At 36.3% G+C, this 24,737-nt stretch carries 21 protein-coding genes, 1 pseudogene and 1 riboswitch; of the genes and pseudogenes, 5 read left to right on the forward strand and 17 right to left on the reverse strand.

Features of this window, described 5'->3' with window-relative positions:
- Positions 1–86: 86 nt before the first annotated feature.
- Positions 87–560: pseudogene (locus KD050_RS06570) on the reverse strand (GGDEF domain-containing protein); the annotation flags it as partial.
- Positions 561–919: 359 nt separating this feature from the next.
- Between KD050_RS06570 and KD050_RS06575 the strand changes: the two are divergent.
- Positions 920–2,482 carry an alkaline phosphatase family protein gene (locus tag KD050_RS06575; protein ID WP_211895401.1) on the forward strand — a complete coding sequence of 521 codons (1,563 nt, stop codon included), beginning with the start codon at positions 920–922 and terminating at the stop codon, positions 2,480–2,482.
- A gap of 207 nt (positions 2,483–2,689) precedes the next feature.
- Here KD050_RS06575 and KD050_RS06580 read toward each other — a convergent pair whose 3' ends face one another.
- The 6 genes from KD050_RS06580 to KD050_RS06605 form a co-directional block, all read right to left on the reverse strand.
- On the reverse strand, positions 2,690–3,913 hold the full coding sequence (locus KD050_RS06580; protein ID WP_211895402.1) for a M20 metallopeptidase family protein: 1,224 nt from the start codon (positions 3,911–3,913) through the stop codon (positions 2,690–2,692).
- 90 nt (positions 3,914–4,003) lie between these two features.
- Positions 4,004–5,416, reverse strand: coding sequence for a YfcC family protein (locus KD050_RS06585; protein ID WP_211895403.1), 1,413 nt, complete (start codon positions 5,414–5,416; stop codon positions 4,004–4,006).
- A 41-nt stretch (positions 5,417–5,457) separates the two neighbouring features.
- Positions 5,458–6,573: a M20 metallopeptidase family protein gene (locus tag KD050_RS06590; protein ID WP_211895404.1), complete on the reverse strand. Its 1,116-nt coding sequence runs from the start codon at positions 6,571–6,573 to the stop codon at positions 5,458–5,460.
- A 141-nt stretch (positions 6,574–6,714) separates the two neighbouring features.
- Positions 6,715–7,362 carry a GntR family transcriptional regulator gene (locus tag KD050_RS06595; RefSeq protein WP_211895405.1) on the reverse strand — a complete coding sequence of 216 codons (648 nt, stop codon included), beginning with the start codon at positions 7,360–7,362 and terminating at the stop codon, positions 6,715–6,717.
- A 39-nt stretch (positions 7,363–7,401) separates the two neighbouring features.
- Entirely contained in the window at positions 7,402–8,517 is a 1,116-nt protein-coding gene (locus KD050_RS06600) for a M20 metallopeptidase family protein (protein ID WP_211895406.1), read from the reverse strand.
- Between the two features lie 217 nt (positions 8,518–8,734).
- Complete coding sequence (locus KD050_RS06605; RefSeq protein WP_211895408.1) at positions 8,735–8,908, reverse strand: hypothetical protein; 174 nt, start codon at positions 8,906–8,908, stop codon at positions 8,735–8,737.
- Between the two features lie 152 nt (positions 8,909–9,060).
- Here KD050_RS06605 and KD050_RS06610 point away from each other — a divergent pair, with 152 nt between their 5' ends.
- The 3 genes from KD050_RS06610 to KD050_RS06620 all read left to right on the forward strand — a co-directional run bounded on the left by KD050_RS06610 (position 9,061) and on the right by KD050_RS06620 (position 12,481).
- Entirely contained in the window at positions 9,061–9,804 is a 744-nt protein-coding gene (locus KD050_RS06610; RefSeq protein WP_211895409.1) for a GTP pyrophosphokinase, read from the forward strand.
- Between the two features lie 154 nt (positions 9,805–9,958).
- On the forward strand, positions 9,959–10,321 hold the full coding sequence (locus KD050_RS06615) for a phospholipase A2 family protein (RefSeq protein WP_211895410.1): 363 nt from the start codon (positions 9,959–9,961) through the stop codon (positions 10,319–10,321).
- Positions 10,322–10,672: 351 nt separating this feature from the next.
- Positions 10,673–12,481 (forward strand): sulfatase-like hydrolase/transferase, encoded by a 1,809-nt coding sequence (locus tag KD050_RS06620; protein WP_211895411.1) that lies wholly within the window; start codon positions 10,673–10,675, stop codon positions 12,479–12,481.
- 102 nt (positions 12,482–12,583) lie between these two features.
- On the opposite strand, the gene KD050_RS06625 is transcribed toward KD050_RS06620, so the two are convergent.
- Together KD050_RS06625 and KD050_RS06630 are read right to left on the reverse strand one after the other, a co-directional pair.
- Positions 12,584–13,489 (reverse strand): hypothetical protein, encoded by a 906-nt coding sequence (locus tag KD050_RS06625; RefSeq protein ID WP_211895412.1) that lies wholly within the window; start codon positions 13,487–13,489, stop codon positions 12,584–12,586.
- 138 nt (positions 13,490–13,627) lie between these two features.
- Complete coding sequence (locus KD050_RS06630; protein WP_211895413.1) at positions 13,628–14,323, reverse strand: hypothetical protein; 696 nt, start codon at positions 14,321–14,323, stop codon at positions 13,628–13,630.
- Positions 14,324–14,504: 181 nt separating this feature from the next.
- Between KD050_RS06630 and KD050_RS06635 the strand changes: the two genes are divergently transcribed.
- The gene (locus tag KD050_RS06635; RefSeq protein ID WP_211896220.1) at positions 14,505–14,999 is read left to right on the forward strand and encodes a L,D-transpeptidase family protein; all 495 of its coding nucleotides are present in this window, start codon (positions 14,505–14,507) and stop codon (positions 14,997–14,999) included.
- Between the two features lie 196 nt (positions 15,000–15,195).
- Here the strand turns inward: KD050_RS06635 and KD050_RS06640 are convergent, their stop codons facing one another.
- The 8 genes from KD050_RS06640 to KD050_RS06675 all read right to left on the reverse strand — a co-directional run bounded on the left by KD050_RS06640 (position 15,196) and on the right by KD050_RS06675 (position 24,351).
- Entirely contained in the window at positions 15,196–15,627 is a 432-nt protein-coding gene (locus KD050_RS06640) for a DinB family protein (RefSeq protein ID WP_211895414.1), read from the reverse strand.
- 26 nt (positions 15,628–15,653) lie between these two features.
- Complete coding sequence (locus tag KD050_RS06645; protein WP_211895415.1) at positions 15,654–16,163, reverse strand: heme iron utilization protein; 510 nt, start codon at positions 16,161–16,163, stop codon at positions 15,654–15,656.
- A 31-nt stretch (positions 16,164–16,194) separates the two neighbouring features.
- Positions 16,195–16,974, reverse strand: coding sequence for an ABC transporter ATP-binding protein (locus KD050_RS06650; RefSeq protein WP_211895417.1), 780 nt, complete (start codon positions 16,972–16,974; stop codon positions 16,195–16,197).
- Position 16,975: 1 nt separating this feature from the next.
- A complete protein-coding gene (locus KD050_RS06655) occupies positions 16,976–17,965 on the reverse strand; it encodes a FecCD family ABC transporter permease (RefSeq protein WP_235753929.1) in 990 nt (329 codons plus the stop codon).
- 14 nt (positions 17,966–17,979) lie between these two features.
- Positions 17,980–18,990, reverse strand: a complete 1,011-nt coding sequence (locus KD050_RS06660; protein ID WP_211895418.1) for an ABC transporter substrate-binding protein — start codon at positions 18,988–18,990, stop codon at positions 17,980–17,982.
- Between the two features lie 242 nt (positions 18,991–19,232).
- On the reverse strand, positions 19,233–21,605 hold the full coding sequence (locus KD050_RS06665; protein WP_211895419.1) for a polyprenyl synthetase family protein: 2,373 nt from the start codon (positions 21,603–21,605) through the stop codon (positions 19,233–19,235).
- Between the two features lie 225 nt (positions 21,606–21,830).
- Entirely contained in the window at positions 21,831–22,889 is a 1,059-nt protein-coding gene (locus tag KD050_RS06670) for an LLM class flavin-dependent oxidoreductase (RefSeq protein ID WP_211895422.1), read from the reverse strand.
- A 274-nt stretch (positions 22,890–23,163) separates the two neighbouring features.
- Positions 23,164–24,351 (reverse strand): DHH family phosphoesterase, encoded by a 1,188-nt coding sequence (locus tag KD050_RS06675; protein WP_211895423.1) that lies wholly within the window; start codon positions 24,349–24,351, stop codon positions 23,164–23,166.
- A 182-nt stretch (positions 24,352–24,533) separates the two neighbouring features.
- A riboswitch (Lysine riboswitch) is annotated at positions 24,534–24,713 on the forward strand.
- The last annotated feature ends 24 nt before the right edge of the window (positions 24,714–24,737 follow it).

Consider the following 24,737-nt stretch of genomic DNA (forward strand, 5'->3'; position numbering starts at 1 on the left):
ATTAATATTCGGGTGAAGCCTTTGGATTTCCTCTACATAAAAGTTGGGATAAAAAAGCTACTTGATTCATCATCTAGTAGCTTTCATCATTTGAACTTAATTTTCACATTATTACGTCCAGTCGATTTTGCTTTAAATAGCTCCTCTCCTGCCATAGATAACATTTCAGCCTTATCCTTAAACTGGCTCAAAAAACCATGAACGCCGCCAACACTGATAGTTACTTGAAAGGAATGCTGCTCCCAACAAAATAATAAGCTTAAGTGTTCGATAGACTCTTTCAAGGTCTCTGTAAATTGAGCAAATTCTTCTGGATTAATATCCGTTAAAAAACAAACAAACTCATCTCCACCCAAACTGCCTAAAATCCCTTCATGATCACCCAAAACTACTTTCATACAATCAGCAACTTGCTTTAGGCAATGATCCCCTTCTATATGACCGTGAAAATCATTATAGTTTTTAAAATGATCAATTTCGATCATACAAAGTGCAACTTGTATATCTTCTCTTCTCTCATCTAGCACATCTTTAAAGTACTTGGTCACGTATTTAAGGTTTGGGAGCCGTGTCTAATTATCATAGAAATCTTCTTCATTTAGATGCAAATTCGTTTTTTGATAATCTTCCAACATAGATGTACTATGTCGCATTAGCCTAGATGCCCCTTTCTCCTTCGTTTATTCTCTCATTCTTAAACTAATCTTATATTCAGTCTATTTAAATAGCAATATTATTCTAGACAAAAGGAACCTAGCTTTAATATATACAATTGCATTCCCTTCATGATCTTTTTAACTTTTAGTTAAGTTTACGAATTTATTATCTCAAAGCCGAAATTGTAATTCCAATTGATAGGACGTATCCATTTGTATATTTTAAACCATACTAATGTTCATTATGGAAAAAGGGTGAAAGCATGAAGCGTAAAATACTTGTATCCGTTATCGTATTCATTTTTCTAATGGTTGTTCTAGTAATGGCCTTTTCAATGTCACCTACGAAAAAAATTAACGAAACTGTTGTCAATGAAACGAAAAAACCAGTCATACTCATCACTGTCGATTCTATTATGAGTCAGCCGCTCCAAAAAGCCATTCAAGAAGGAAAGGCCCCTGCCTTTTCATTTTTAATAAACAACGGACAATTCCACCCTGAAGTAATTAGCTCATATCCTACAATGTCCGTGACGATCGATAGCACTGTATTGACTGGTACTTATGCAGATCAGCATAAGATTCCAGGTCTTATTTGGTTTAAGGAAGATGAAAATCGTGTTATTAGTTATGGGAGCGGTCTGAGTGAAATTTGGAATCTTGGAGTGAAAAATGTTGCTCTTGATAGTATTTTTCATCTAAACGAAGAACATTTGAGCAAAAATGTTCAGACCATTCATGAAGAGCTTTCAACCAATAATATTCAATCTGCCTCTATTAATGGTATTTTATATCGTGGAAGTTTCCACCACCCATTAAATATTCCTAAGCTTATATCTGCAATGGGACTTCTACCGAATGATATAGATATCAATGGACCCTTCTTACTTTCTTTGGGTACATTATCTCAATATAATCCTGAAAATAATCACCACAAGTTGGCATGGCAAAGAATGGGTGTAAACAACCAATTTACGGTTAACGAGTTGAAATTCTTGATCGAACAAAATAAGTTGCCTGCATTTACACTCGCTTATCTACCAGATGCAGATAAGGATTTACATACAAACGGACCAGATGATATAAAAGCGATTGAAAAAGCAGATCAGTCTCTTCAAGAGCTATTAAATTCTTATTCAAATTGGGAGGAAGCGATTGAACAGGCAATTTGGATAGTTCATGGAGATAGTTCTCAATCTACGGTTATGCAGGATAAAAATGCTTCTCTTATCGATTTAAATGATTTGTTGAAGGACTATACCTTTTGGGAACGTGAAAACACGAATGGCGAAATTGCGATTGCGATTAACGAGCGAATGGCGTACATTAACTTAAATGAAGAAAGCATTGAGTTTTCAGAGGTAGTAAAGAGATTAAAAGTGGAGGAGCGCATTGGTTTTGTTGCATGGAAAGAGGGAGAAACAAACTACGTCATTTCTCCGCAATCCAATAAGGAGTTTGCATTTTCTCCGAAAGGTCCGTACAAGGATATATACAATCAATCGTGGAAGTTAGATGGAGATCATTCCATTTTAAATTTATCGATTGATAGCGAGGAGCATATCGAATATGGCGACTATCCGGATGCCCTCGCCAGGCTTTACGGTGCCTTACATTCACATGAAGGTAGATTCATTATTGTAGATGCAAAGCCACAATATGAATTCATCGCAAAACATAGTCATGATCATGCAGGAGGAGGAGCACATGGTTCTTTACACAAATTCGATTCTGTTGTCCCATTGATAATCGCTGGGACTAATGAAAAACCAGAATACAATAGACTAGTGGACTTTAAAAAATGGATTCTTAGAATAACCAAATGAATACTTGATGTAGGGCACCAGTTTCTAAAATAGTACTGAATAGTTTTCAAATTGTGTGGATACCAGTACCAACAATACTGTATTTCTTTTCTGATGATTCTAAAACGCAAAAATACTTTTGAACTGGTGCTTCCATATTTTCTGTTCCTGCTTATATAGGCTAACTACTCTATCACTCAACAGCGGGGTAAAACTCAAGTATACCTGTTATTTTTGGTGTTGTTTTAACCATTCCATTGCGACGTTAGCATGTAAAGCTGCACCGTACTTAAAGATATCCTCATTTTGATGCATACGAGGATTGTGAACTGGTGCTTCTCCCACTTTGCCTGTACCTAAAACAACAAATGCAGAAGGTACTTCTTGAGAGATATAGGAAAAATCTTCAGAACCACTCATTACACCCTCATCTACAATATTATCTTTCCCAATGACTTCTTCTAGGGAAGGCATTATTTCTTCAACGAATTCAGGGTCATTAAATGTCGTTGGTGTATGGAATTCAATTGTATTGTACTCTCCGCGCCATCCTTTTACTACATGGTCAATCATTTCAGGAATTCGTTTACATAAATGATCTCGTGCTTCCTGATCATAACTACGCATATTTCCTTGTAAAACTGCCTTATCGGGAATTATATTTGTAACTATACCACCGTTCATTGCACCTACCGAAAATGTCACACTTGCATTTGGTGGTGCTTCACGAGTAAATAATAGATTCAAACTTGTGTAAAGCTGGTTCATAATCATGTTGGCATCAATTGTTTTATGTGGTTGCGAACTATGCCCACCACTTCCTTGAATTTCAACAATATACGTATCCATTGCTTGTGAAAAAGTACCTTTATGGACGGATAAAGTTCCAGCTTGTTGATCTGGCATTATATGAATACCAAAAGCAGTGTCCACTTTAGGATTCTCAAGTAAACCATCATCAATCATTAACTTTGAACCATAACCCCACTCTTCACCAGGTTGGAACATTAATTTAACTGTACCTTTTAGCTCTGCCTCATTATCCTTCAATATTTGAGCAGCACCTAATAGCATAGCAGCATGCGAGTCATGACCACAAGCATGCATTAAACCAGGATTTTTTGATTTGAATTCTGATTCAACTTCCTCTTCAATTGGTAATGCATCCATATCCGCACGTAGAAGAATACAAGGTTCCCCCTGACCAATGATAGCCACAACTCCTGTACAATTGTCCTGTTTCCCAAATCCCGCTTTAGCATACTTTTCTTTAATTTCTGCTGGTATAACTCCACACGGTTTATGCTCAATTCCCATTTCATCAAGACGTTGTTGAATATATTTTTGTGTGTTTGGAAGCTCGAAACCAATTTCTGGATACTGATGTAAATAACGGCGATCTTTAATAAGCTGTTCTTCATTCTTTTTTGAAGCTTGTAGAATACTATTCATATAGACATCTCCTCTAATAATCTTTATGTTAAATATATTAATAGACATACGACAATTCTGATAAAATCATCTAGGTTTGTAAAACGTCTTTTAGAACGGTCCTAATCCAATATAATGAGCAACTAAAATCAAGATAAATGCTGCAAAATGTAGTAACATAAATAATTTCAATGAGAATTTAATCCAATCTGCATAGTTCACATTAGACATTCCAAGTGCAGCCATTAAACCGCCAGAAGTCGGCCACAAATAGTTCGTAAAACCATCACCAAATTGGTAAACTACCACCATTACTTGCTGATTAATTCCAAGTATTTTTCCTAAAGGTCCCATAATAGGCATTAAGATCATTGCTTTTCCACTGCCGGAAACTACAAAGAAATTGAAGAAAATAACAACGAGGAAGAGAACTAGTAAAGTGACAACAGTGCCAGTGTTATTCAACACTCCAGATAATGAATGGACTGCTGTATCAATTATTTGAGCTTGGTCCATCAAAATCATGACTGATCGAGCAAAACCGATAGCTAGTCCTGTTGGCAGAAGTCTTGCTGCACCAGTTCCAAATATAACCGCTGCTTCACTCGGATTGATCCTTAAAACAACTACTAAGAATACTGCATAGACTGCATAGATAGCAGATAATTCTGGCATTCCCCAACCGAGTTCAATAGCACCAAATGCACCACCTACTAAAACGACAACTAAACCTAATAATGCAATTTTTCGTGATAGCGTAAACTCTTCTTCCTCATACTCTGCTTTATTCGCTTCTTTTAACTGTTTTATATATTCTGTAGCTACAATACTCTTACTTGGATCTGCTTTTGTTTTCTTAGCATAACGAAGAATATATAAAATAGAGATTACTAGAAAGATTGCTAAAGATATGAGACGAAATACAACACCAGAATAAATCGGTAACCCTACAATTGTTTGACTAACTCCTGTAGTATAGAAGTTTACCGCACCTGCTGAAAAACCTATCGCTAAACCAATAGTCGAAGTTGCAAAACCCGTGATTCGGTCATATCCCATACCCATTACTACAGCCATTGCTAATGGGATAAAAGGAATACCCCCTTCTCCGAAACCAATTGTTCCCATAATGGAAAACAGCGTTATTAATGCAATAATTACTAACTTTTCTTTTCCTTCAGCAACCCTCAATAACGTATGTATACCTGCTGCAATTGCTCCTGATTTTTCAAGAATATAAAGAGCTCCGCTTGCAAAAAGTAGCATCACAATGATGTCTGCCGATTGAACAACCCCGTTATGTAAAGCTGTAAAGAAATCCATAAATCCTATTGAGTTTGCCTGATCCACATACTCAAATTTTTCTGTGTTCAGTTCTGTTATCCCTGTATTTGGATTTTGTACTCTTTCGTACTGTCCACTCGGCACAACCCACGATAGTGCCACTACTAATAGCATTACAAGGATGAACATTATATATACATGAGGAAAATTAAACCCTTTTCTTTTTTCCTTAGTTGACATGATAAATCCTCCCAATCTCCCACCCTAAATATTGTGCAATATTACAATTCAGCTAATCCCTTGAAAAGTTCAACCCCTGTTTCAATGAGTTCGTCACGGAAATCAAATTCATTTGTATGAACATGTGGGTAATCTTCTCCGTTTCCAATTAAGCAATACGCCCCCTTTGTTAACTTTGTATAGTGACCAAAGTCTTCAGAACCTCGAAAAGCCTCATTTTGTTCAACTAATTCAATGCCTTTTGATTTTGCAACTAACCGAATCTTTTCAGCGCTTTCTTTGTGGTTTACAGTTTCCGGGAATTCATCGTTATAATAGAAACTTACTTTTAATCCGTGTTCCTCTCCTTGAGCTTTAGCAAAATTTTCAAGGTTTTCTTGAAGCCGATCTAACTCATCTTCGTAAAGGGCACGAATGGTCATACGAAGATCTCCTTCTGATGCAGCAATACCAAAAGCTCTTTCACCAACATCGATTTGTACAACTGTGCACAGAATAAGACCTTTATTTATTTCTGGAGATGTGAATTCAGAAACCTTTTGAATAATATTAGCAATCGCCAAAGATGGATTATTCCCTGTTTCTGGTTGACTTGCATGGGCAGGAGAACCTTCCAAATGTATAGTCATCCCTTTAGATGCACAAAAACTTGTACCATCGATAATTCCTACAGATTTATAAGGAAAACCACTCATATTATGGTAAGCGAAAATTTCATCAATATTATGTTCCTTAATAAGATCAACACATTGAATTGCGCCATCACCAGTTTCTTCAGCAGGTTGGAAGAGGAAAAATATATTTTTGTCTGCGCCCTTTTGATTAATTTCAAGTGCAAATCCAGCTAGTGTTGCTGCGTGGCCATCATGACCACATTTATGTGCTTTTCCTGGAAATTGAGAAGCCCATGGAAGATCGATAACTTCATCCATTGGAAGTGCATCAAAATCTGCACGGAATGCAATGCTTGGTTTATCTATGCCTGCCCGATAAATCGCATAGAACCAATTCCCTTTATCTACAATTTCAAGGCTTGTATGCGTTTTCAAAAAATCTATCAAATGTTTTTTTGTCCATATCTCTTCGTTAGAGAGTTCAGGATGTTGATGCAATTCATGTCGTAATTTTTTCGCTAATTCAAAATTTTTATTTTCCACTTTCCGCCATCTCCTTAAAAATTTTCATTCATTTTTGTATATTATATATTATATTTTATGTTTTAAATTTTTACAATAAAAAAAATTCTGTCTCAATTGAAACAGAATCATAGTTTATTTTCTCTATTTATATATTTATGACTACAGTGGTATTAACTCTACTTTATCTATATTCCAATGAACATCCTTTATAAAACTTTCTAATCCTGCCGAATCTCCTATTTTAAAAAGTTCTAGCATTTTTTTATGTTCATTATTTGTTTCTAAGAGTTTTATCTTCATTTCTTCCTGTTGACCCGCATAATCATAGGTTTTTAAAAATTTTTTTTGAGATTTTAAGAGAAGATTTACGAGACTTTTGTTCGGACAGATTGATAAATAAACACCATGAAAAAGTTCTTGCATCTTATGATACATTTGAAAATTTCCTGTATTAATTGCTAAATCGATACTCTGAATATAGAATTCCATTTCTTTTAAATCTTTCCCAGTTAGAAACGGTAGTGCCAGTGAAGCAGCCAAGCCATCCAGTGCACCAATAATAAAATAAGTTTCTTTTGCTTCCTCCTTTGAAAGTTCTTTTATCACGAATCCTTTTCGGGGAACATTCTCTAATAGACCTTCTGAAGAAAGTTGTATTAATGCCTCTCTAACCGGAGTCCTACTAACTTTCAAACTTTCACAAATCGCATTTTCGTTCACCTTGCTATTAGAGATCAATTTCCTGTTATTAATCTGCTCAACGATATAATTATAAACATGGTCTTTTAACGATAAATATTCTGTCATAATTTTACTCCTCTGTTTGTGGTATCTAGAACTAAGCTTTTACAGTTTTGCAAGACCTTTGAACAGTTCTACGGCAGTTTCGATGATATCGTCTCGAAAGTCGTACTGGTGTGTATGGACATGTGGATAATCCTCACCATTTCCAATGTAGCACATTGCTCCCTTTGTTAACTTCAAGTAATGACCAAAATCCTCCGATGGACGAAATGCTTCGCTTAATTCGACTAATTGTAGTCCCTTTGCATCACATACTCTTCGTATTTTATCAGAGCTTTCTTTGTGATTTACAGTTTCCGGAAATTCATCATTATATGAAAAGCTTACTTTTATACCAAACTTTTCAGCTTGAGCTATGGCAAGATCTTCTAGATTTTTCTGAAGCCTATTTAATTCCTCTTCGTATAATGCTCGGATTGTTAGTAGTAATTCTCCTTTGCTTGCAGACATGCCAAATGCTCTTTCACCTATATTTACTTGAATTACTGTACACAGAATAATACCTTCGTTTTCCTCAGGAGAAACAAAACCCGGGATTGCTTCGATGATTTTGGCAATAGCAAAGGAGGGATTTACACCATTCTCAGGTTGACTAGCATGTGCAGGTGAACCTTCCATGTGGATTGTCATTCCCTTTGAGGCACATTGAGCCGTTCCATCAATAACGTTAACTGTGTTGAATGCCATGCCACTCAAATTATGATAGGCAAAGATTTCATTTATATTATTTTCCTTTATAAAAGTAGCACATTGAATAGCTCCATCTCCTGTTTCCTCCGCGTGTTGAAAGAGGAAAAAAATGTTTTTGTCTGCTCCTTTTTGATCGATTTCCAAAGCAAACCCAGCAAGGCTCGCTGAGTGACCATCATGACCACATTTGTGAGAAACTCCAGGGAATTGTGAGGCATGTGGAATGTTAATTACTTCTGCCATAGGGAGTGCATCAAAGTCTGCACGGAACGCTATATTTTGTTTGTCTTCACCTGCGCGATAAATAGCGTAGAACCATTTACCTTTATCAACTACCTCTAGTTTTGTATGATTTTTCAAAAAAGTGATTAAATATTGTTTAGTCCATTTTTCATAATTCGACAGTTCTGGATGTTGGTGCAACTCATGACGCAATTGAATTGCTAATTCAAGATTTTTACTTTCCAAAATATATCTCTCCTTTATATGAACACTTCACAATATAATTCAAAGTATAATACAATATATTGAAAATAAATAGAATCTAACATTATTACCTATTCTCAAGATAAAAAATCTGTCTCGGAAAATCCCGGTCCAAAGCGGTCATTTAATTTTTTCTAAAATGGGTGAAAGGCGTACTTTTTCATCTTCTTTTACTCACTTGTACCGTATGAAACAGGTGTTAATTCTTCACTTCCATTTTCTCCAGTTCAACGCTGCCTTCGAATACTTTTTGGTTACGGCAACACTGTAACGCAACATCATCCGCCATATATATCCTTCTCATTACTACTACGCAGAAGCTTTCGAAGTAGATAGCGACATCTATAAAACTAGCAATTTGAAATGCATACATACGTGTAAACTTCGCCGTCGATGCCTTAAAAGCTTCCTTCTCTTCATCCGACAAATCACTATTGGATTATTTTGCAATACGCAAATATTTGTTTAGCATGTTTAAATTTGCTATGATTTTCTCATGTACACATATTGAAGGAGCGCTTATAGATGAATCCAGAACAAGTAGAACAGTTTCAGCAAATGAAAAAGAAAATGACGCGAATGATGCTGTTGTATAAATTTGCATTAAGTGAGCTTGAAACAAAGATCGAAATTCTGCGAGAAGAATTTTTAATGATTCATGAATATAATCCAATTGAACATACAAATTCTAGATTGAAATCACCAGAAAGTATATTGAAAAAACTTAATCGAAAAGGTAAAAGTATTTCAGTAGACAGCATACGAGAAAACGTGAAAGACATTGCAGGAATGCGGATTACTTGTTCATTTATTTCTGATATTTATCGGGTTTTTGACATGTTGGAAAAACAAAGTGATATTAAAGTATTAGAAGTAAAAGATTATATTAAAAATCCAAAAAGTAATGGCTATAAGAGTTTACATGTTTTATTGGAAACTCCTGTGTTTATGTCCGATGCCAAGGAAATTGTAACAGTCGAAGTACAAATACGAACTATTGCGATGGATTTTTGGGCAAGCCTTGAACATAAAATCTTTTATAAATATGATCAGTTTGTGCCGGAACAATTATTAATTGAATTAAAAGAAGCTGCCGATTCGGCATTTGCACTAGATGAGAAAATGGAACGACTGCATAATGAAGTTAAAGTAATTAAAGGTGAAAATAAAATAACTGAAGTAGATGAATTAACTAAGTTAATAAGTAATTCAAGCCAACAACAAACGATTCCTCCTGCTTTCCTAGACATGTTGGAAAAAATAAGATGATAGCCTTTTTTAAGGGATGCGAAAAAGAAGAAATAAATAAAAGCTACAATGACTAATTGTCGTTGTAGCTTTTTGCCTTATAAATTTTATTTACAAACCAAGTACTTGCTTTATTTCAATAATCCGTTCATTTGGTAATTCAGTAAGTTTTACAATGGAGTTTATACATAATCGAAGTTTCCGAATAGACTATAAGAAACAAAACAATTCTAAGGAGGTTGTTGATTTGACACGTAGAAGAAATGGAAACCGTCGTTTTTGCGTGTTGCCTGGGTATAATTGGTGTGGACCCGGTTGTAGTGGGCCCGGTGCGCCAATAAATGACGTGGATGCAGCTTGTAAAGCACATGACGAATGTTATAGAAGGGGAAATAATCGGTGTGAATGTGATCATAAATTTCTCCGCGAACTAAAGCCTAAAATAAATAATTATACACAAAAAGGAAGACATGCCCGTACACTCTATAATTACATGAAATTGCAAACCGTTTTTACTTGCAAAAATTTTAGAAACTAGAACCTTTTCCGCGATTAACAACAAAAATGAGCAAAACAGCACGAATAGCATTTACGCAATATGGGCTGTTTTGCTATAAACGTGAACTCTTTGTACATTATATTTTTCCTTCTCGATCAAAGGAGGTAGGTGTATCACGAAGAAGTTAAACAAAAAGCCCATCTCCTTCTCCAAATAAATAAGGTAATTGTACACATTTTAGGATAAAAAAAGTACAAGCGTCTAATAAAATTCAGAATCATCTCAGTAATTAGCATCCTAAATTGGAAATCTCCCTAGACAAAATATCCATTTCAGTACTTTCTTTTTTCATATGCTAAATGGATATATATTAATTGGAGGAGTTTTAAAATGAGCAATTCAAATAAATTATTTTCAAGTTCTCATTACCATAAAAAGCGACCAAATATTCTTTTTATGATTGTAGATGAAGAGAGATTTCCGACTATTTATGAAACCGAGGCGTTAAAAGAATGGCGAATAAAAAACTTAAAAACACAAGAGCTTTTACGGAATAATGGGATGACATTTTTAAATCATTATATTGGAAGTACGGCTTGTTCACCAAGTAGAGCAACGCTTTTTACTGGACAGTATCCATCACTTCACGGAGTGACACAAACTACTGGGGTTGCAAAAGGTGCATTTGACCCCGATGTATTTTGGTTAGATCACAATACAGTACCTACTTTGGGTGAATACTTTCGTACTGCAGGATATCAAACCTATTGGAAAGGAAAATGGCATCTTTCCGATGAGGATATTTTAATCCCTGGTACACATAACGCACTACCGAGCTATAACACTAAAACTGGTATACCTAACCATGCACAAGAGCAGCTTTATGAACATGCCAATAGGTTGAATAATTATGGTTTTGATGGTTGGATTGGTCCTGAACCACATGGAACGAATCCACGAAACTCTGGGTCTTCAGCTGGTATCGGGGTGAGTGGCAGGGATGAAATATATGCAAAGGAAGTCGTGGATTTAATTCATTCGCTCGAAAAAAAAGTAAATTCGACTGAAGATCAGCCATGGCTAATTGTATCCTCCTTTGTAAATCCACATGATATTACCCTTCTTGGTCTATTTACTCGATTCAATCCTACTTTTAATTTTGATATTAATCCTACTCTTCCTTTCGTTCCACCTGCTCCTACAGCAAATGAAAACCTACTCACGAAACCATCTGCTCAGTTGAGTTATCGCGATATCTATCAACAAGCGCTTCAGCCAACATTCGATTCACTGCTGTATCGACAGCTTTACTATTCTCTTCAAAAAAAGGTAGACGATGAGATGTATAAAGTATTTCAAGCTCTTCAATCATCTGTTTTTTATGAGGATACAATTATAATCTTTACAGCAGATCATGGAAGCTTAGTCGGAGCACACGGTGGTTTATTTCAAAAATGGCATAATGCTTACGAAGAATCCCTGCATGTCCCACTAATTATTCATAGCCCAAAACTTTCTACTACTATGGAAACTGATATGATCACAAGCCATTTAGATGTCATTCCTACTCTTTTAGGTCTCGCAAATATAGATGTGATCGAAGCTCAAAATAAACTCAAAAAAAGTCATACCGAGGTGCATCCTCTAGTAGGACGAGATCTCACCGCATTACTAGATGGGAATAACAAATTCCCTCGAGCCAACGAGCCTATATATTTTATGACGGATGATGAAGTAACGAAAGGATTGAACCAGTTTACTGTAACCGGAAAGCCATATGAATCAGTTATTCAGCCAAATCATTTAGAAACGGTGATTTTGAAATTGCCTACAGGGAAAGAAAAAACAGAAGAAATTTGGAAGCTTACTCGTTATTTTGATAACCCTCAATTTTGGAGTAATCCAGGTGTAGATGATGAAGTGTCCGATCGGAAAGATCCCCACTCAGTTTCAGATACGAAGGAAGTTGCTATTTGTATAACTACAACCAAGCAATCGCCGGTCGACGATCAGTATGAATTATACAATATTACAAGGGACCCCACAGAAGAATGCAATCTTGCATTTCATTTGAATGAAACACCTGAATCAAAAGTAATTCAGAAAATATTAGTAAATATTCTCCAAGAACAACGCAAACAAAAGAGATTATCTCCTACAAGTGGAGCCGTTCCAGGTATGCCTACTTGTGAGAACTAGATTACTTGATTAAAGTATAAATTACACCGATTTTGAAGAGTAAAATAAAAAGGTGCCGCCCCAAGCATCTTCCATTCCTTGGTTTGACACCTTTTATTATGTTTATTGTTCAGTTGCCTCTATTGGATTTCCTTCTAAAATCTGCTCGACTTCTTCATATCCCGTTGGAAATGCAAAGTTATACCGTGCTGGTAATGCAAAGACGTATTTGTCATTTCTGGCTAATTCTGTTGGTGGAATCGGTGCTGCTCCTATATGAAATTTCTCTTTTTGCAGCAAATCCCATTGTTCTATTGTCAAAATCATGATGGGAATATCTTGGCGTGGATCATTGGCAGACCACTCCTTATGACGAATAGATATCATCGGTCCTGTTTCAACTACTTCTTCTTTACCAGTTGTAGGTAAGGATAAGCCTTCCCACTTGTCTGTTACAATCGAATAGTTTTTCCAAGTATTCGGTAAAGTGAATGAAAAATCGTATTCGGAATTGTGATATACAACTGAATTGTTCTGATCAGCACCGGTCATTACTACATCACTAATCAGCCACTCTTCACTTATTTTCTCTACTAGAAGTTCTATCGGTATTTTGTTAGTTACCTCATCACCACTTGTTATTTCGATTATTTCACCAGTCACCGCATATACAATTTTAGACTTTTCTTGGATCTTAGTAATTTCAATCCGATCTGGCCATGGACTGGAAGTTAGTCTTCCTGGAGCGTTTAGCGGATCATCCAACCATTTTTCGATAAGCTCTGGAGTAACCAATTCTCCATAACTTTGTTTCATGCTCTTTTCTAAGTCCTCTCCTTGACCTAGTAATGAAACGTTTTGTAGTCGACTCCCAAACGTTTCTACTAATTCTCGTACAACCTTCTCCGCTTGGTTATTAGTCTCTTCTTGAGAATGCTCTTCCGAATGAACCTTCACGTCATTTTCTATATTTCCACATCCAACTAAAGAAATACTCATCAAAAGAATTACACTTAGTATTTTTTTCATTTTTTCGCCTCCTAAAAGGTCATCTATTAATATAGACGTTTTCCTGTCCATATCGTTACATTGAAAATTACTACCCTTTAGAATGGTTTAATTTAGTACTTCTATTCAATTAATAAAGTTATTCCACTCCTATTTTCTTTATTGCCAAAGTCTCACAACTACTTTGTCATGTTCATAGCGTTTAATAATAATACATATTTTTTGATACCATTCGTTACAAAGTGAATTTGCTTCTATATATTCCTCAGAGTCTATCGCAAGTAATTTACCAAATTCTACAAATGGATATTCTAAAATTGGTTTGGTTAAATCATCTACTACTATTTTCAAACACAATGCTTCTATAGATTCTTCCTCTTCTTCCCCTTCTTCATCTTCTTCATCCCCATCTGAATCTTCATCCATTATTTCTTCGTTATTCACTAGTGTACTTCCCAGTAGACCTTCCTTAGGATATAAGTTTAAAACACGTTCTTCCTCTACTATTGCGACCTCTAGCACCTGAAAAAACGGAATATTTTCAATATTAAAATCTTCTTCCAAAGAATCTCTTTGAAGTATATAAAGAATGTTGTTTACATCATCAATTAGCATAGCATTTAACAAATTCTCCGAAATCAGAGATTGAGTATGCGGAATCGCCGCGATTAACTCCTCACATCTCGTTCTATTCTCAGTGTTTCTCCTATTAATGATACGTCTCCACTCGATGACTCCCCAAAAGAATAAGCCCAATGAAATGATTAAATATATGCCAATTGCTTTTGTACTTTCTAGTGAAAGTGATAATGCAAAATAAACAACAAATAATAGAAATATAAATAGTATTTTCAATCTCATTCCACCTTTAGAATTCTGTTATAAGAGATTCTATTCGTAAAACTATGTCCTTATACTAAAATTAAAAGACTTTCCGCGAGCAGGTAGTATATCGAAAAAACACGACATGATGAAGCATTTTTTAAAATTAGCATATAATATACTATTTTAACAATTAATAACGGAGGTGTTTACACTGATTCATACTGTTCAACAAGGGGAAACACTGAGTCAGATAGCCAGAGACTACCGTATCCCCCTATCCGAAATCATTAACGCTAACCAATCTATAAATCCGAATGTACTTTTTATTGGTCAATCCATTGTAATACCAGGCTTTCCAGACCCCAATTCACTTCCATATCAAATTGAAGTTTCCATTAACAATCGTCGGCTACGATTACGAAAAGATGGGCTTTTACAAAAAGAGTACCCTATAGCTGTGGGAAGAATGTTATACAATACACCAGTAGGGGATTTTATCATTATAAATAAAGCACCTAATCCTGGTGGACCATTCGGTACAATGTGGATGAGTTTATCAAAAGAACATTACGGGATTCATGGGACCAACGATCCTAGTTCCATTGGTAAAGCAGTCTCACATGGTTGTATCCGCATGTACAATAAAGATGTTGAGGAATTAGCACGTATTATTCCGATAGGAACTCCGGTTTCAATACGGCCATAATTACGAGAAGCGCAAGCACCCTCTAAATACAAAAACCTACTTTGTATTGTTTTTGAAGTGCTTTGGACAGACTTGGTGCTATATTTACTGATTCATTTTAATAGAGGCTGGTTGTGACTAACGTCACGACCAGCCTCTATATTCTCGATAATCTTACGGCGTTTATCTGTCCGTCGCCAAGTTTTGGCACTATTAGTTATTCTTCATGACTATACCCATTCTTCTTAATAAGTGAAATCTGTCCTGCATGTATTCCCGTATGATACATTAATCTTCCAACAGCTTCTAAAGGTGTTGATGTTCCAATCGGTGACTCCATAATTTTATGCCAATCTTCCTCTGGCAACTCTTTCATAGCTTGAATGATATGTTCATTTGAAGCTTTCAATTGCTCAACAAACTTATTCACATCTGTAAAAGCAGGCATTGCAATCCCCTCTTCGGGCATTTTTTTCCCAAAAAACCATTCTGCAAACATATACTCGACTTCGGCAGTATGATGAAGCAAATTACCAATTTTCGTATTTCCTAACTGTAAACCTAAATCTTGCGCCAGTAATGTATTAGCAGTTTTATGAAACCTCTCTCGAATTGCATTCCAAATTGGAAACACTGTAGAGTATGTCATATGCGCCTATCTCCTTCGCTTCGATTTTACGCTTTTGCTTCCGTCTTCTTATCAACAACAACATGATTAAATACATTTGCATCTATGTCTAGATCGAATGCCATTCCAAAGCCTACTACATAGCGTCCTTTTACTGGAGTCATTTCGAAAAGGGAAAAATCTAATCCACGCAATACATCTAGCAGTTTTGCTCCATATGCGTTATTAAATAACTCGAAGATGTCCTCATTCCCTTCATTGCCGATGTTTTTCGTTGTACAGCTCCAACGAACTCGCTCCGTTGCAAATGGATTAGCTGTTGAGGACTCATCTGCAATAAGAAATGCATCGACATATTCGTTTCTTTCCATAAATCCATAGTGCTCTGCAATTTTACTAATATATATGTATAACTTGCCATCTTTCTTCACGAACGGTGCACAACTGCTAAATGGTTTCCCTTCATCATTTAGTAAATTTAAAATCAGATTTTTTCTATTCGCAACAAATTGTAAATACTTTTCTTTGTTTTTCTCTAAATCAACCGTTTTAACCATAGTTTTTCCCACCTACTATTTTATTTGACTATCATCTAACCGTACTTAACAGGTGAATTCGAGGTTTCTTATCTGGGGAAATATATTGGATTTCTGCCTCCATTCGATATACTTGTCGAATCATTTCAGTAGTCATGACGTCATTTGGAGTGCCGTATTTCACTTTCTCACCCGCTTTTACTACAATAATATTATCGCTATAACTAGAAGCTTGATTGAGATCATGCAACACCATCACAACCGTCATTCCCATGTCACGGTTAAGTTCTCGAACAAGCTCCAACACTTCATGCTGATGAGAAATATCAAGATAGGTTGTTGGCTCATCAAGAAATAACACTTTTGGTCGCTGGGCAAGTGCCATCGCAATCCAAGCACGCTGTGATTCACCACCCGATAAGGAAGAGACTGTTCGATCCTTATAAGCTATTAGTTGTGTCCTTTCAAGTGCCCAATGGATAATTTCCATATCCTCATTATTTAATTTCTCAAACCATTTCTTATGTGGATACCGACCATAAGAAACAAGATCAATCACCGTCATATCGCTCGGTGCTTGGTTTTTTTGACTTAACATACACATTTTACGTGCGACTTGTTTAGCGCTCATAGATTTCAAATTAGCACCTTCAAACTTTACCGAACCTTCATGATAAGGAATATGCCCCGAAACTGCCTTTAGTAGTGTTGACTTGCCCGAACCATTCGGACCAATGATAGACACTACTTCACCTTGAGCTATGGTGAATGAGAAACTACTAATTACATCTTTTTGTTCATACCGAATTGAAATGGAATCTACAGTAAACATATTAGAATGCCTTCCTTCTCATCAAGTATAAAAAGCATGGTGCACCTATAACGGCCATTAGGATACCAGCAGGTATTTCCGTTGGAGAAAATAATGTTCTTCCCCCAGTATCTGCAAGTAACAATACAAGTGCTCCAAGTGCCATACTCATTGGTAATAAATATTTATAATTTGAGCCGACTAATAATCTAGCCATATGGGGTACAACAAGTCCAACAAATCCAATCATACCTATAGCAGCAACTGAAATAGCTGCTAAGAAAACAGCCAATAGAGATAGTAAAATGCGGATACGGTTAACATTTTCACCGAGATTTGATGCAACCTGATCTCCAAGTCGAATAATATTCGCCTTACGTATAGCAAAAATAGATAGAATCCAACCAACTATCGCATATGGGAATACCATGAACAAAGCATTGTTACCTTTTGCCGCCAAACTGCCGTTCAGCCATTGCACAGCACTAGGAAGTCGATCGCTATATATTATAGATAAATATCCAATTCCTCCTCCACATAGGGCGTTAACTGCAACCCCGGACAAAATAATTGTGATCGGGGAAATACCATTTCTTCTCCACGCTAGAGAATAGACGATAGTTGCAGCAATGAGTCCACCTATAAATGCAGCAATTGGAATGAACTGCGTATACTCTGGGGCAGCAAGCATAATGACAAGCACACAAACAGCCGCACCACTAGTCACACCCGTTAAACCAGGATCTGCAAGCGGATTGCCCATAACGGCTTGCAATAGTGCGCCTGAAATTGCAATGTTGGCACCGATAATCATTGCCAACAGCACACGTGGCAAGCGAATATCCCAAATGATCGTATCGTGTACACCTATATCCGATGAGCTAAAAAGCACCTTTAATATTTCTGGAATCGTGATAGTCACACTGCCTAATCCAATAGCAATAATTCCGGCAACAATTGCTAACATGAACGTAACGATTACAATTGTTCCGCTTCTAGATTTACTAATCACTTGATAACCCTCTTTTATTCATAAAAATAGTTTGCTATTTGAGTCAATGCCTGCTCCGCGTTACTAATCGATGTTACACCAAAGATATCGTAATCTAGAATATGGATGTTATCATTTTTATACGCAGAGAGTTTGGTCCATGTGTTATTACTCTCCACTTCTTTCTTGAACATATCCTCTGATGCTCCATGATCGCCAGAAGCAAGTACTAGAACAATATCCGGATCTGCTGCTACAACGTCCTCCATATTAATTGGAGAGTATGTATCTGAAACTTTGAGAACTGAGGTTGCAATATTATCTGCACCAAGCTTCTTAACCAAACTTCCCAAATATGATCCCTCACTCATAACCATGAATGAATCCGAAGTTCCGATCATCAGCATGACACTAGGTAATTCTTTTCCTTTTCCTTGTTCAATCAATTCGTTTTCTTTGTTCAATATTGTACTTAGTACCCTGTTCATATCTTCTGTTTTATCGAAATAAGTTCCTAATGCTTTAAAGCTTAGTTTTAGATCATCAAACGAATCCGTTGGTAAGTAAGCAGTTTTCAAATCGATTCCTTCAAGATTTTTATCCAAAGTACCTCTAAGTGCTTCCGCTCCAAGAATCAAATCTGGCTTAAGATTAGTTACTACTTCAAGATCTGGAGCCATTGGTGAACCAATTCTCTCAATCGCATCAAAAGCTGTTGGAATAGGATTAGTAGAAGTTGGTACACCAACTGGAGTAACTCCAAGTAAATGTAACATCTCTGTTAATGGGACCGAGGTTGTTATTACTCGCTCTGGCACCTCTGAAGGGAATTGACTTAACGCTTCTTCAAACTTGGCATGATCTATACCATCGTTCTCCAAGCTAAATACAGTATCAGCTTCTTCTGCTTGTTCTGTTTCGCTAGACTCTTTACTTTCAGTATTTGATACTTCTTCTTTTTTCGTCGCATCCTCCGCTGAATTGGATGTGCATGCAGACATTAACACAAGAACTGCCAGAAGCAGAACTAAATAATACTTTTTCAAAATGTATACCTCCATAAATGTATGTTAACTACATCACTACCAATACATAGAAATTTAATTGATAATGATTTTCATTACGTCACCAATGATAACGGTTATCATTCTCATTTGTCAAACTATTTTTAGTTTAATAAAAGAAAGTATATATTTATCTTTAGTTTTCTAAAAACCAAAAAAGCACCTCATTCAAAACAATTCTACGTTGTTTTAAACTTGGTACTTTTTTAATCAGTTTCGAATTCCTAACGATCTCGGTTTATAATGTAATTTAAAAAATACTTCAAGAATTTGGTATCCCGCGGTACATCTTGTAATGATTCCATCGCAATGCAGTAATTTTCCCACATTTCTTTTTTGGCATCATCCACACCTAATATAGATACAAAAGTTGAGCTGTTATTTTCTATATCCTTACCAATCGTTTTCCCAAGTAAGGCTGTATCACCCTCTACATCGAGAAGGTCATCCTTAATCTGAAACGCAATACCTGCATGGCGGGCAAATTTTTTCAATGCTTCTATTTCTAATTTACTAGTATTTGAAAGAATTGCTGGCATTAGAATAGATGCTTCAAATCCTAGTCCGGTTTTGTAAAAGCACATTTTATTTAATTGTTCTAAAGTCAAATGTTCTCCTGTGGAATTCAAGTCCATCGCTTGACCTCTACACATATCCGCTGTCACTTGAGCTGAATATTGGATAAGTCTCAGCACAGCTTTCGAATCGAACTGCTCCAAAGTGGTTTGCTCCCAAATAGCCTTCTGAGTCAGGAAAAGCCCAGTTAACTCTGCGATAGATACATTATAAACCTCATGTAGTGTTGGACGACCTCTGCGAAGTGAAGCATTATCTTGAGACGGAAGATCGTCAAAAATGAGAGAGGCTGTATGCATATACTCTAATGATTTTAAAAGTGGTTCCAGTACCGAACTATTTAAGCCATATGCGTTTACACCCATGAACCACGTGACTATTGGTCTTAATCGCTTTCCATCTCCTTGTAGACTGTAGTTTGCAGCATCTATTATGGAATCAGTCATCTCATTAGTTTTCGGGATATTTAGGACTTTGTTAATCTGGGTTCGTATAGTTTTTGCATTATCTATAAAGTCTTCCTGCCCTTGTTTGTCATTTTTCAAGCTTGTAATCATATGATCACGCAGCAGTTTGTCAAAGAAATCTACATCATCTGCTTTTCGTACCATCTCTTGAATTAGTTTATTGAATTTAGGATTTCCGGAAGCAAAAAGGTCCATTACCTCTATGTATTTTTCAGTACCAGCTCGCTCCTTAAATCGTTTAAGCCCGTTTATAGCTCTATCTAAAATTACCTCACGCGTCATTTTATCTGAATTATAAACTTGATGAATCAGATTAGAGATTACTGTCCAGTACATTTCAAATGGATTTATGAGATCTGACCGTTTATCGTGATACTTCAAGTAGTACGTATAGGGAGTTACTGCGCCCTCCTTCATGTCATCAAACATATCTGCGAAATCATCTGCAAGTTGATTGTAAATGCCATAAAAAAATGTTCTGTTGTCAAATCCCTCATCCTCAGGAGCACCAATTACGGAACGAACAATCAATCGAGAAGAAGCTGATTTTAAAATGACTGGTATATACAGCTCTTCGTTTGTATATTTTCCATTAGCGAGGTCTTTTTCGCGGTCTACTTCTTGTGAATTGAAAAACACATAAGATTGCTCAAAAAAGTTATTTCTGGTCTCTTGCCGCTGATTAGCCTTTATATAATCAAAGGCTTCCCGGAGTTCCGAATGAACATAACCTATTAACTCTGCATTATTTCCAATCCAGTCTTCTAGTTCTGGGACTACCCCAGTAGTAAGCGTTGTACGTATCAGATTAGCATATTGTTTTTCTTCTTCGTCTGATAAAATTTTTGCATCTAGAAGATCATCAATAAAAGGATAGGTAAGTCCATAGGAATAACCGAGCCTAATCGCTTTATCAAGCCTCTGCTTCCGCTCTTCTGAAGAAACCTCATCGTTCATCTCTTCAATCTCTTGCATGATTACTCCAGCAATGATTTTAATAAGTTTTCGCTGTGCATGCTCAGCATCCATCCCTGTCGGAATATTTGCGGATACTATCTTGAGCTTGTTAATCAGCCATATGAAGGTCGATTCCAACCCCTCCTTCTGTGCAAGGCGGTACAAACCACTCATACTGAACATCTCACCATCATTCTTTCGATCCTTTGTCGTAGATGTAAGATGATTCTTCAAACTTTCCACTACACTCCGGATCCGGTTCTCTGTGTCTGGAGAGTTCAATGCTTTGCCTAAATCTCGCATAAAAATATAAGAAATACTTCGATTCAAATAATTATCTAATTTCCCTGTATAATTTAGCCACTTAATATAATGGTGATACTCTTTTGAATTCGGTTGTTTATTTCCCCGGGAAAACAATGTAAATAGGGAGCTATGCCGAATATGGTTACCTTTCCACTGATGTATATCTTCTGTAAGGATTTTCGCGTACGTCTTTTGCTGAACCTGCGTATAAAGTGATTGGAAATAATGATTGGCCTTTTCCTCTGCTTGCTGGTAGCAATCATCGGCATTGATTATTAGATTTTCGTTCATATCATTACTCACCTTCACTTCTTTTTTATACATTCCGAAACAAATATTATAGGTATGGCTATTATAACATCTAACTCTTTTTTAACTTATTATGAACCTCTGATTTTATAACTCTTTCTATTCCTATGAGAAGAACTACCACTTCATTATAGAAAAATAAAAAAAAGAGAACGAAAAACGTTCCCTAAGTGATTCTATATTAAAATTTTTTTAGAAAAAACTACATTAATTACTTTCACTATCTGCTTCCCATCTATCTATTTCTGCACGAACTATCGGCGCCACTTCTGAACCTAGCAGTTCAATTGCTTTCATCACGTCCTCATGGGGCATTGATCCAACTGGTACATGAAGCATGAAGCGTGTGATACCAACGTTTTTACGAAGGAATATGATCTTATCAGCTACTGTCTTTACATCTCCTACGTATAAAGCTCCTTCAAGCCTACGAGCAGCATCAAAGGTTGAACGAGTATAAGGACCCCATCCACGTTCTCTTCCTAAAACGTTCATTGCTTGCTGTGTCGGAGGGAAAAATTTATCCACTGCAATATCCGTACTTTCAGCAACAAAACCGTGGGAGTGTGATGCAACTGTCAACTTCGATACGTCATGTCCTGCTTCACTAGCAGCTTTCTTATATAGCTTCACAAGTGGTTCAAACTGCAATGGGCTACCTCCAATAATGGCCAACACAAGTGGCAATCCAAGGAAACCAGCTCGCGCAACAGATTGCGGTGTTCCACCACTAGCGATCCAAACCGGTAGTGGTTTTTGTACGGGACAGGGATAAACCCCACGATTCTGAATAGCAGCTCGATGCTTACCATTCCAAGTAACCATTTCAGACTCACGTATTTTTAATAGCAAATCTAACTTTTCTTCGTACAATTCATCATAGTCCTGAAGGTCATAACCAAAAAGTGGGAAGGATTCGATAAATGAACCACGTCCAGCCATGATTTCTGCACGACCATTGGAAATAGCATCTAATGTAGAAAATTCCTCAAATACTCGCACTGGATCATCAGAAGAAAGTACCGTAACAGCGCTTGTGAGTCTTATTTGCTTTGTCTGTGAAGCAGCTGCTGCTAGAAGAACTGCTGGTGCAGAAGCGGCATAATCCTTTCGGTGATGTTCACCTACACCAAAAACATCTAAGCCTACCTGATCTGCCAATACAATTTCTTCTACAACTTCACGAATGCGCTCAGCATGGCTAATTACTTTGCCAGTTTTTACATCTGGAGTTGTTTCTACAAACGTTGTTATTCCAATTTCCATTTGATTTGCCTCCTTAAATTCTCCGGTTCCAATTGTTTTTATAAAAGATTCTGTCGACTTTAATCATACCTTATCATTCTATTTATATTCAATTTTCCGGTTTCATTAGAGAAAGCAACTTTTTGGTTCAATATTCCGTTCCGCAAGTAAACCTAGATTAAAATTAAGTAAAGTCATTACGCAAGTATTCGAAAAATGACCGAAAGTAATTGGTCCAAAAGGCAATTACTTTCTGCTCAGAATTCAAAATTGCTCCGTCATGACCAAAAAATTATTATGAATTTTCTCTATTTTTCACTTCACTCATTAAGTAATCGACAAACAGATCATCTCTTACCAAAGCTGCCTCATAGTTTCTTTTCAAGAACCGCTCGCCTTCTTCAAAACTAGTAAAGGTTTGTTCTATTTCTGTTTTATTTTTTTCAAGGATCCAATCCTGATTATTTTTAGAATACAAAATGAAAGTATCATTATTTCTATTCTTATAAAAAGAACCGAAAGATGATTTTTTCAAATTATATTGATTTCTTTTTGCATCTTCTGGTATTGGAGACAGATGGAAAGTGTCCAACACAAATAATTTATAAGCTTCCTCTGTTAAAGTACAGCCAGATGCTTTTTGATGACCTCCACCGCCGAACTGACCAGCAACTTCAGATACATCAATATGGTCATAAATCGTACGAAGGGAGATTCTTTTTCCTCCCATTATCACTATTGCTATATAGTCGAGATGTGGATATTCTTTTCCTAGTTCATTGCCCAGCTCTGAATGATACGTTTCAGCATACACGATACCAGCTAAAAGTTCTCCTACATTTGCCTGTACAATCTCTCTTTTCTTCCGACGAATATACCGGTCAATCTTGTCTTCTTCCATGTTCAATATTTTCTTTTCAAATTCATCAAAATCGAAATGGTCACTTATGCGAAGTCGATCCATCATTTTTCCTTCAAATTCTTCAATAGATACTAAATAGAAAAGTGAGTTAAGGGAATGAGCTTGTTGGTTCCCGTTCTTCTCCCACTCCCACGTATCATACTGCCTTACTAGCTCTACAAATTCCGTTAGTGCAGCAGTTGGTTCCAACAGTTTATTTGTTACAAGATATTCATATAACAATGAAGTAGCAGAAGTTAATTTACCTTCTTGATCTTCTACTAAAATATATCCCCACTCATAATCATTAAAATGCAAAGCCGATTTATGATGATCAATTAGTTGGACCTTCCCTTTTGCATTGTAAAAATCATTAAGTCTTTTTTCATTATCCTCGTTTGGACTCAAATCAGTTACAAATAAAAACGTATCTGGCTCATCATTTTCTAAAAAATATTCAATCTCTCGATTAAGGGATGAAATCGAATTGTAACGCACTTTCACTTGCTCTCCAAAAGCTAGCTTTGCTAAAATACCACATCCGACTCCATCTAAATCATTATGAGACAATAATTTATACATCCTTTTCACCTCTAGTATAGTATGGGTTTTGCTTGTGAAACTTATTAGTTTTCATCAAAAATATAGTTTATCATGCCATAAAAATAAGTTAATATTTATTTTACAGGTAAACTCTTGCAAAAGTATTAAAAAGCATGTATTATTTTAATAATTAAATATTCTCTTATTTCAAGCACATTTGAAGTAAGGATAGAGGCGCGAAGACCATCAGTACACATTCGGAGGATAATGAGATCCTATGACAATTGTGGAAAGGGGAATTTGCCGAAGTTGAAAGAATCTCATTTTTCTTGAAGCTGGTTCAGCTGTTGAATAAACACTGAATTGTCATATAGGAGACTATATGGAGGGCTATCTTACGCACAGAAATATTACTTTATTTCTAC

It is taken from the genome of Psychrobacillus sp. INOP01 (assembly GCF_018140925.1).
GTDB lineage: Bacteria > Bacillota > Bacilli > Bacillales_A > Planococcaceae > Psychrobacillus.

Bases quoted from the DNA above. Each gene is read 5' to 3' on its own strand.
- KD050_RS06650 (WP_211895417.1), bottom strand. From the start codon at position 16,974: ATGTTTACTGTAGATTCCATTTCAATTCGGTATGAACAAAAAGATGTA.
- KD050_RS06665 (WP_211895419.1), bottom strand. From the start codon at position 21,605: ATGAACGAAAATCTAATAATCAATGCCGATGATTGCTACCAGCAAGCA.
- KD050_RS06675 (WP_211895423.1), bottom strand. From the start codon at position 24,351: ATGTATAAATTATTGTCTCATAATGATTTAGATGGAGTCGGATGTGGT.
- KD050_RS06595 (WP_211895405.1), bottom strand. From the start codon at position 7,362: ATGACAGAATATTTATCGTTAAAAGACCATGTTTATAATTATATCGTT.
- KD050_RS06640 (WP_211895414.1), bottom strand. From the start codon at position 15,627: ATGACATACTCTACAGTGTTTCCAATTTGGAATGCAATTCGAGAGAGG.
- KD050_RS06580 (WP_211895402.1), bottom strand. From the start codon at position 3,913: ATGAATAGTATTCTACAAGCTTCAAAAAAGAATGAAGAACAGCTTATT.
- KD050_RS06615 (WP_211895410.1), top strand. From the start codon at position 9,959: ATGGAGTTTATACATAATCGAAGTTTCCGAATAGACTATAAGAAACAA.
- KD050_RS06585 (WP_211895403.1), bottom strand. From the start codon at position 5,416: ATGTCAACTAAGGAAAAAAGAAAAGGGTTTAATTTTCCTCATGTATAT.
- KD050_RS06575 (WP_211895401.1), top strand. From the start codon at position 920: ATGAAGCGTAAAATACTTGTATCCGTTATCGTATTCATTTTTCTAATG.
- KD050_RS06645 (WP_211895415.1), bottom strand. From the start codon at position 16,163: ATGGTTAAAACGGTTGATTTAGAGAAAAACAAAGAAAAGTATTTACAA.
- KD050_RS06625 (WP_211895412.1), bottom strand. From the start codon at position 13,489: ATGAAAAAAATACTAAGTGTAATTCTTTTGATGAGTATTTCTTTAGTT.
- KD050_RS06620 (WP_211895411.1), top strand. From the start codon at position 10,673: ATGAGCAATTCAAATAAATTATTTTCAAGTTCTCATTACCATAAAAAG.
- KD050_RS06605 (WP_211895408.1), bottom strand. From the start codon at position 8,908: ATGTATGCATTTCAAATTGCTAGTTTTATAGATGTCGCTATCTACTTC.
- KD050_RS06610 (WP_211895409.1), top strand. From the start codon at position 9,061: ATGAATCCAGAACAAGTAGAACAGTTTCAGCAAATGAAAAAGAAAATG.
- KD050_RS06670 (WP_211895422.1), bottom strand. From the start codon at position 22,889: ATGGAAATTGGAATAACAACGTTTGTAGAAACAACTCCAGATGTAAAA.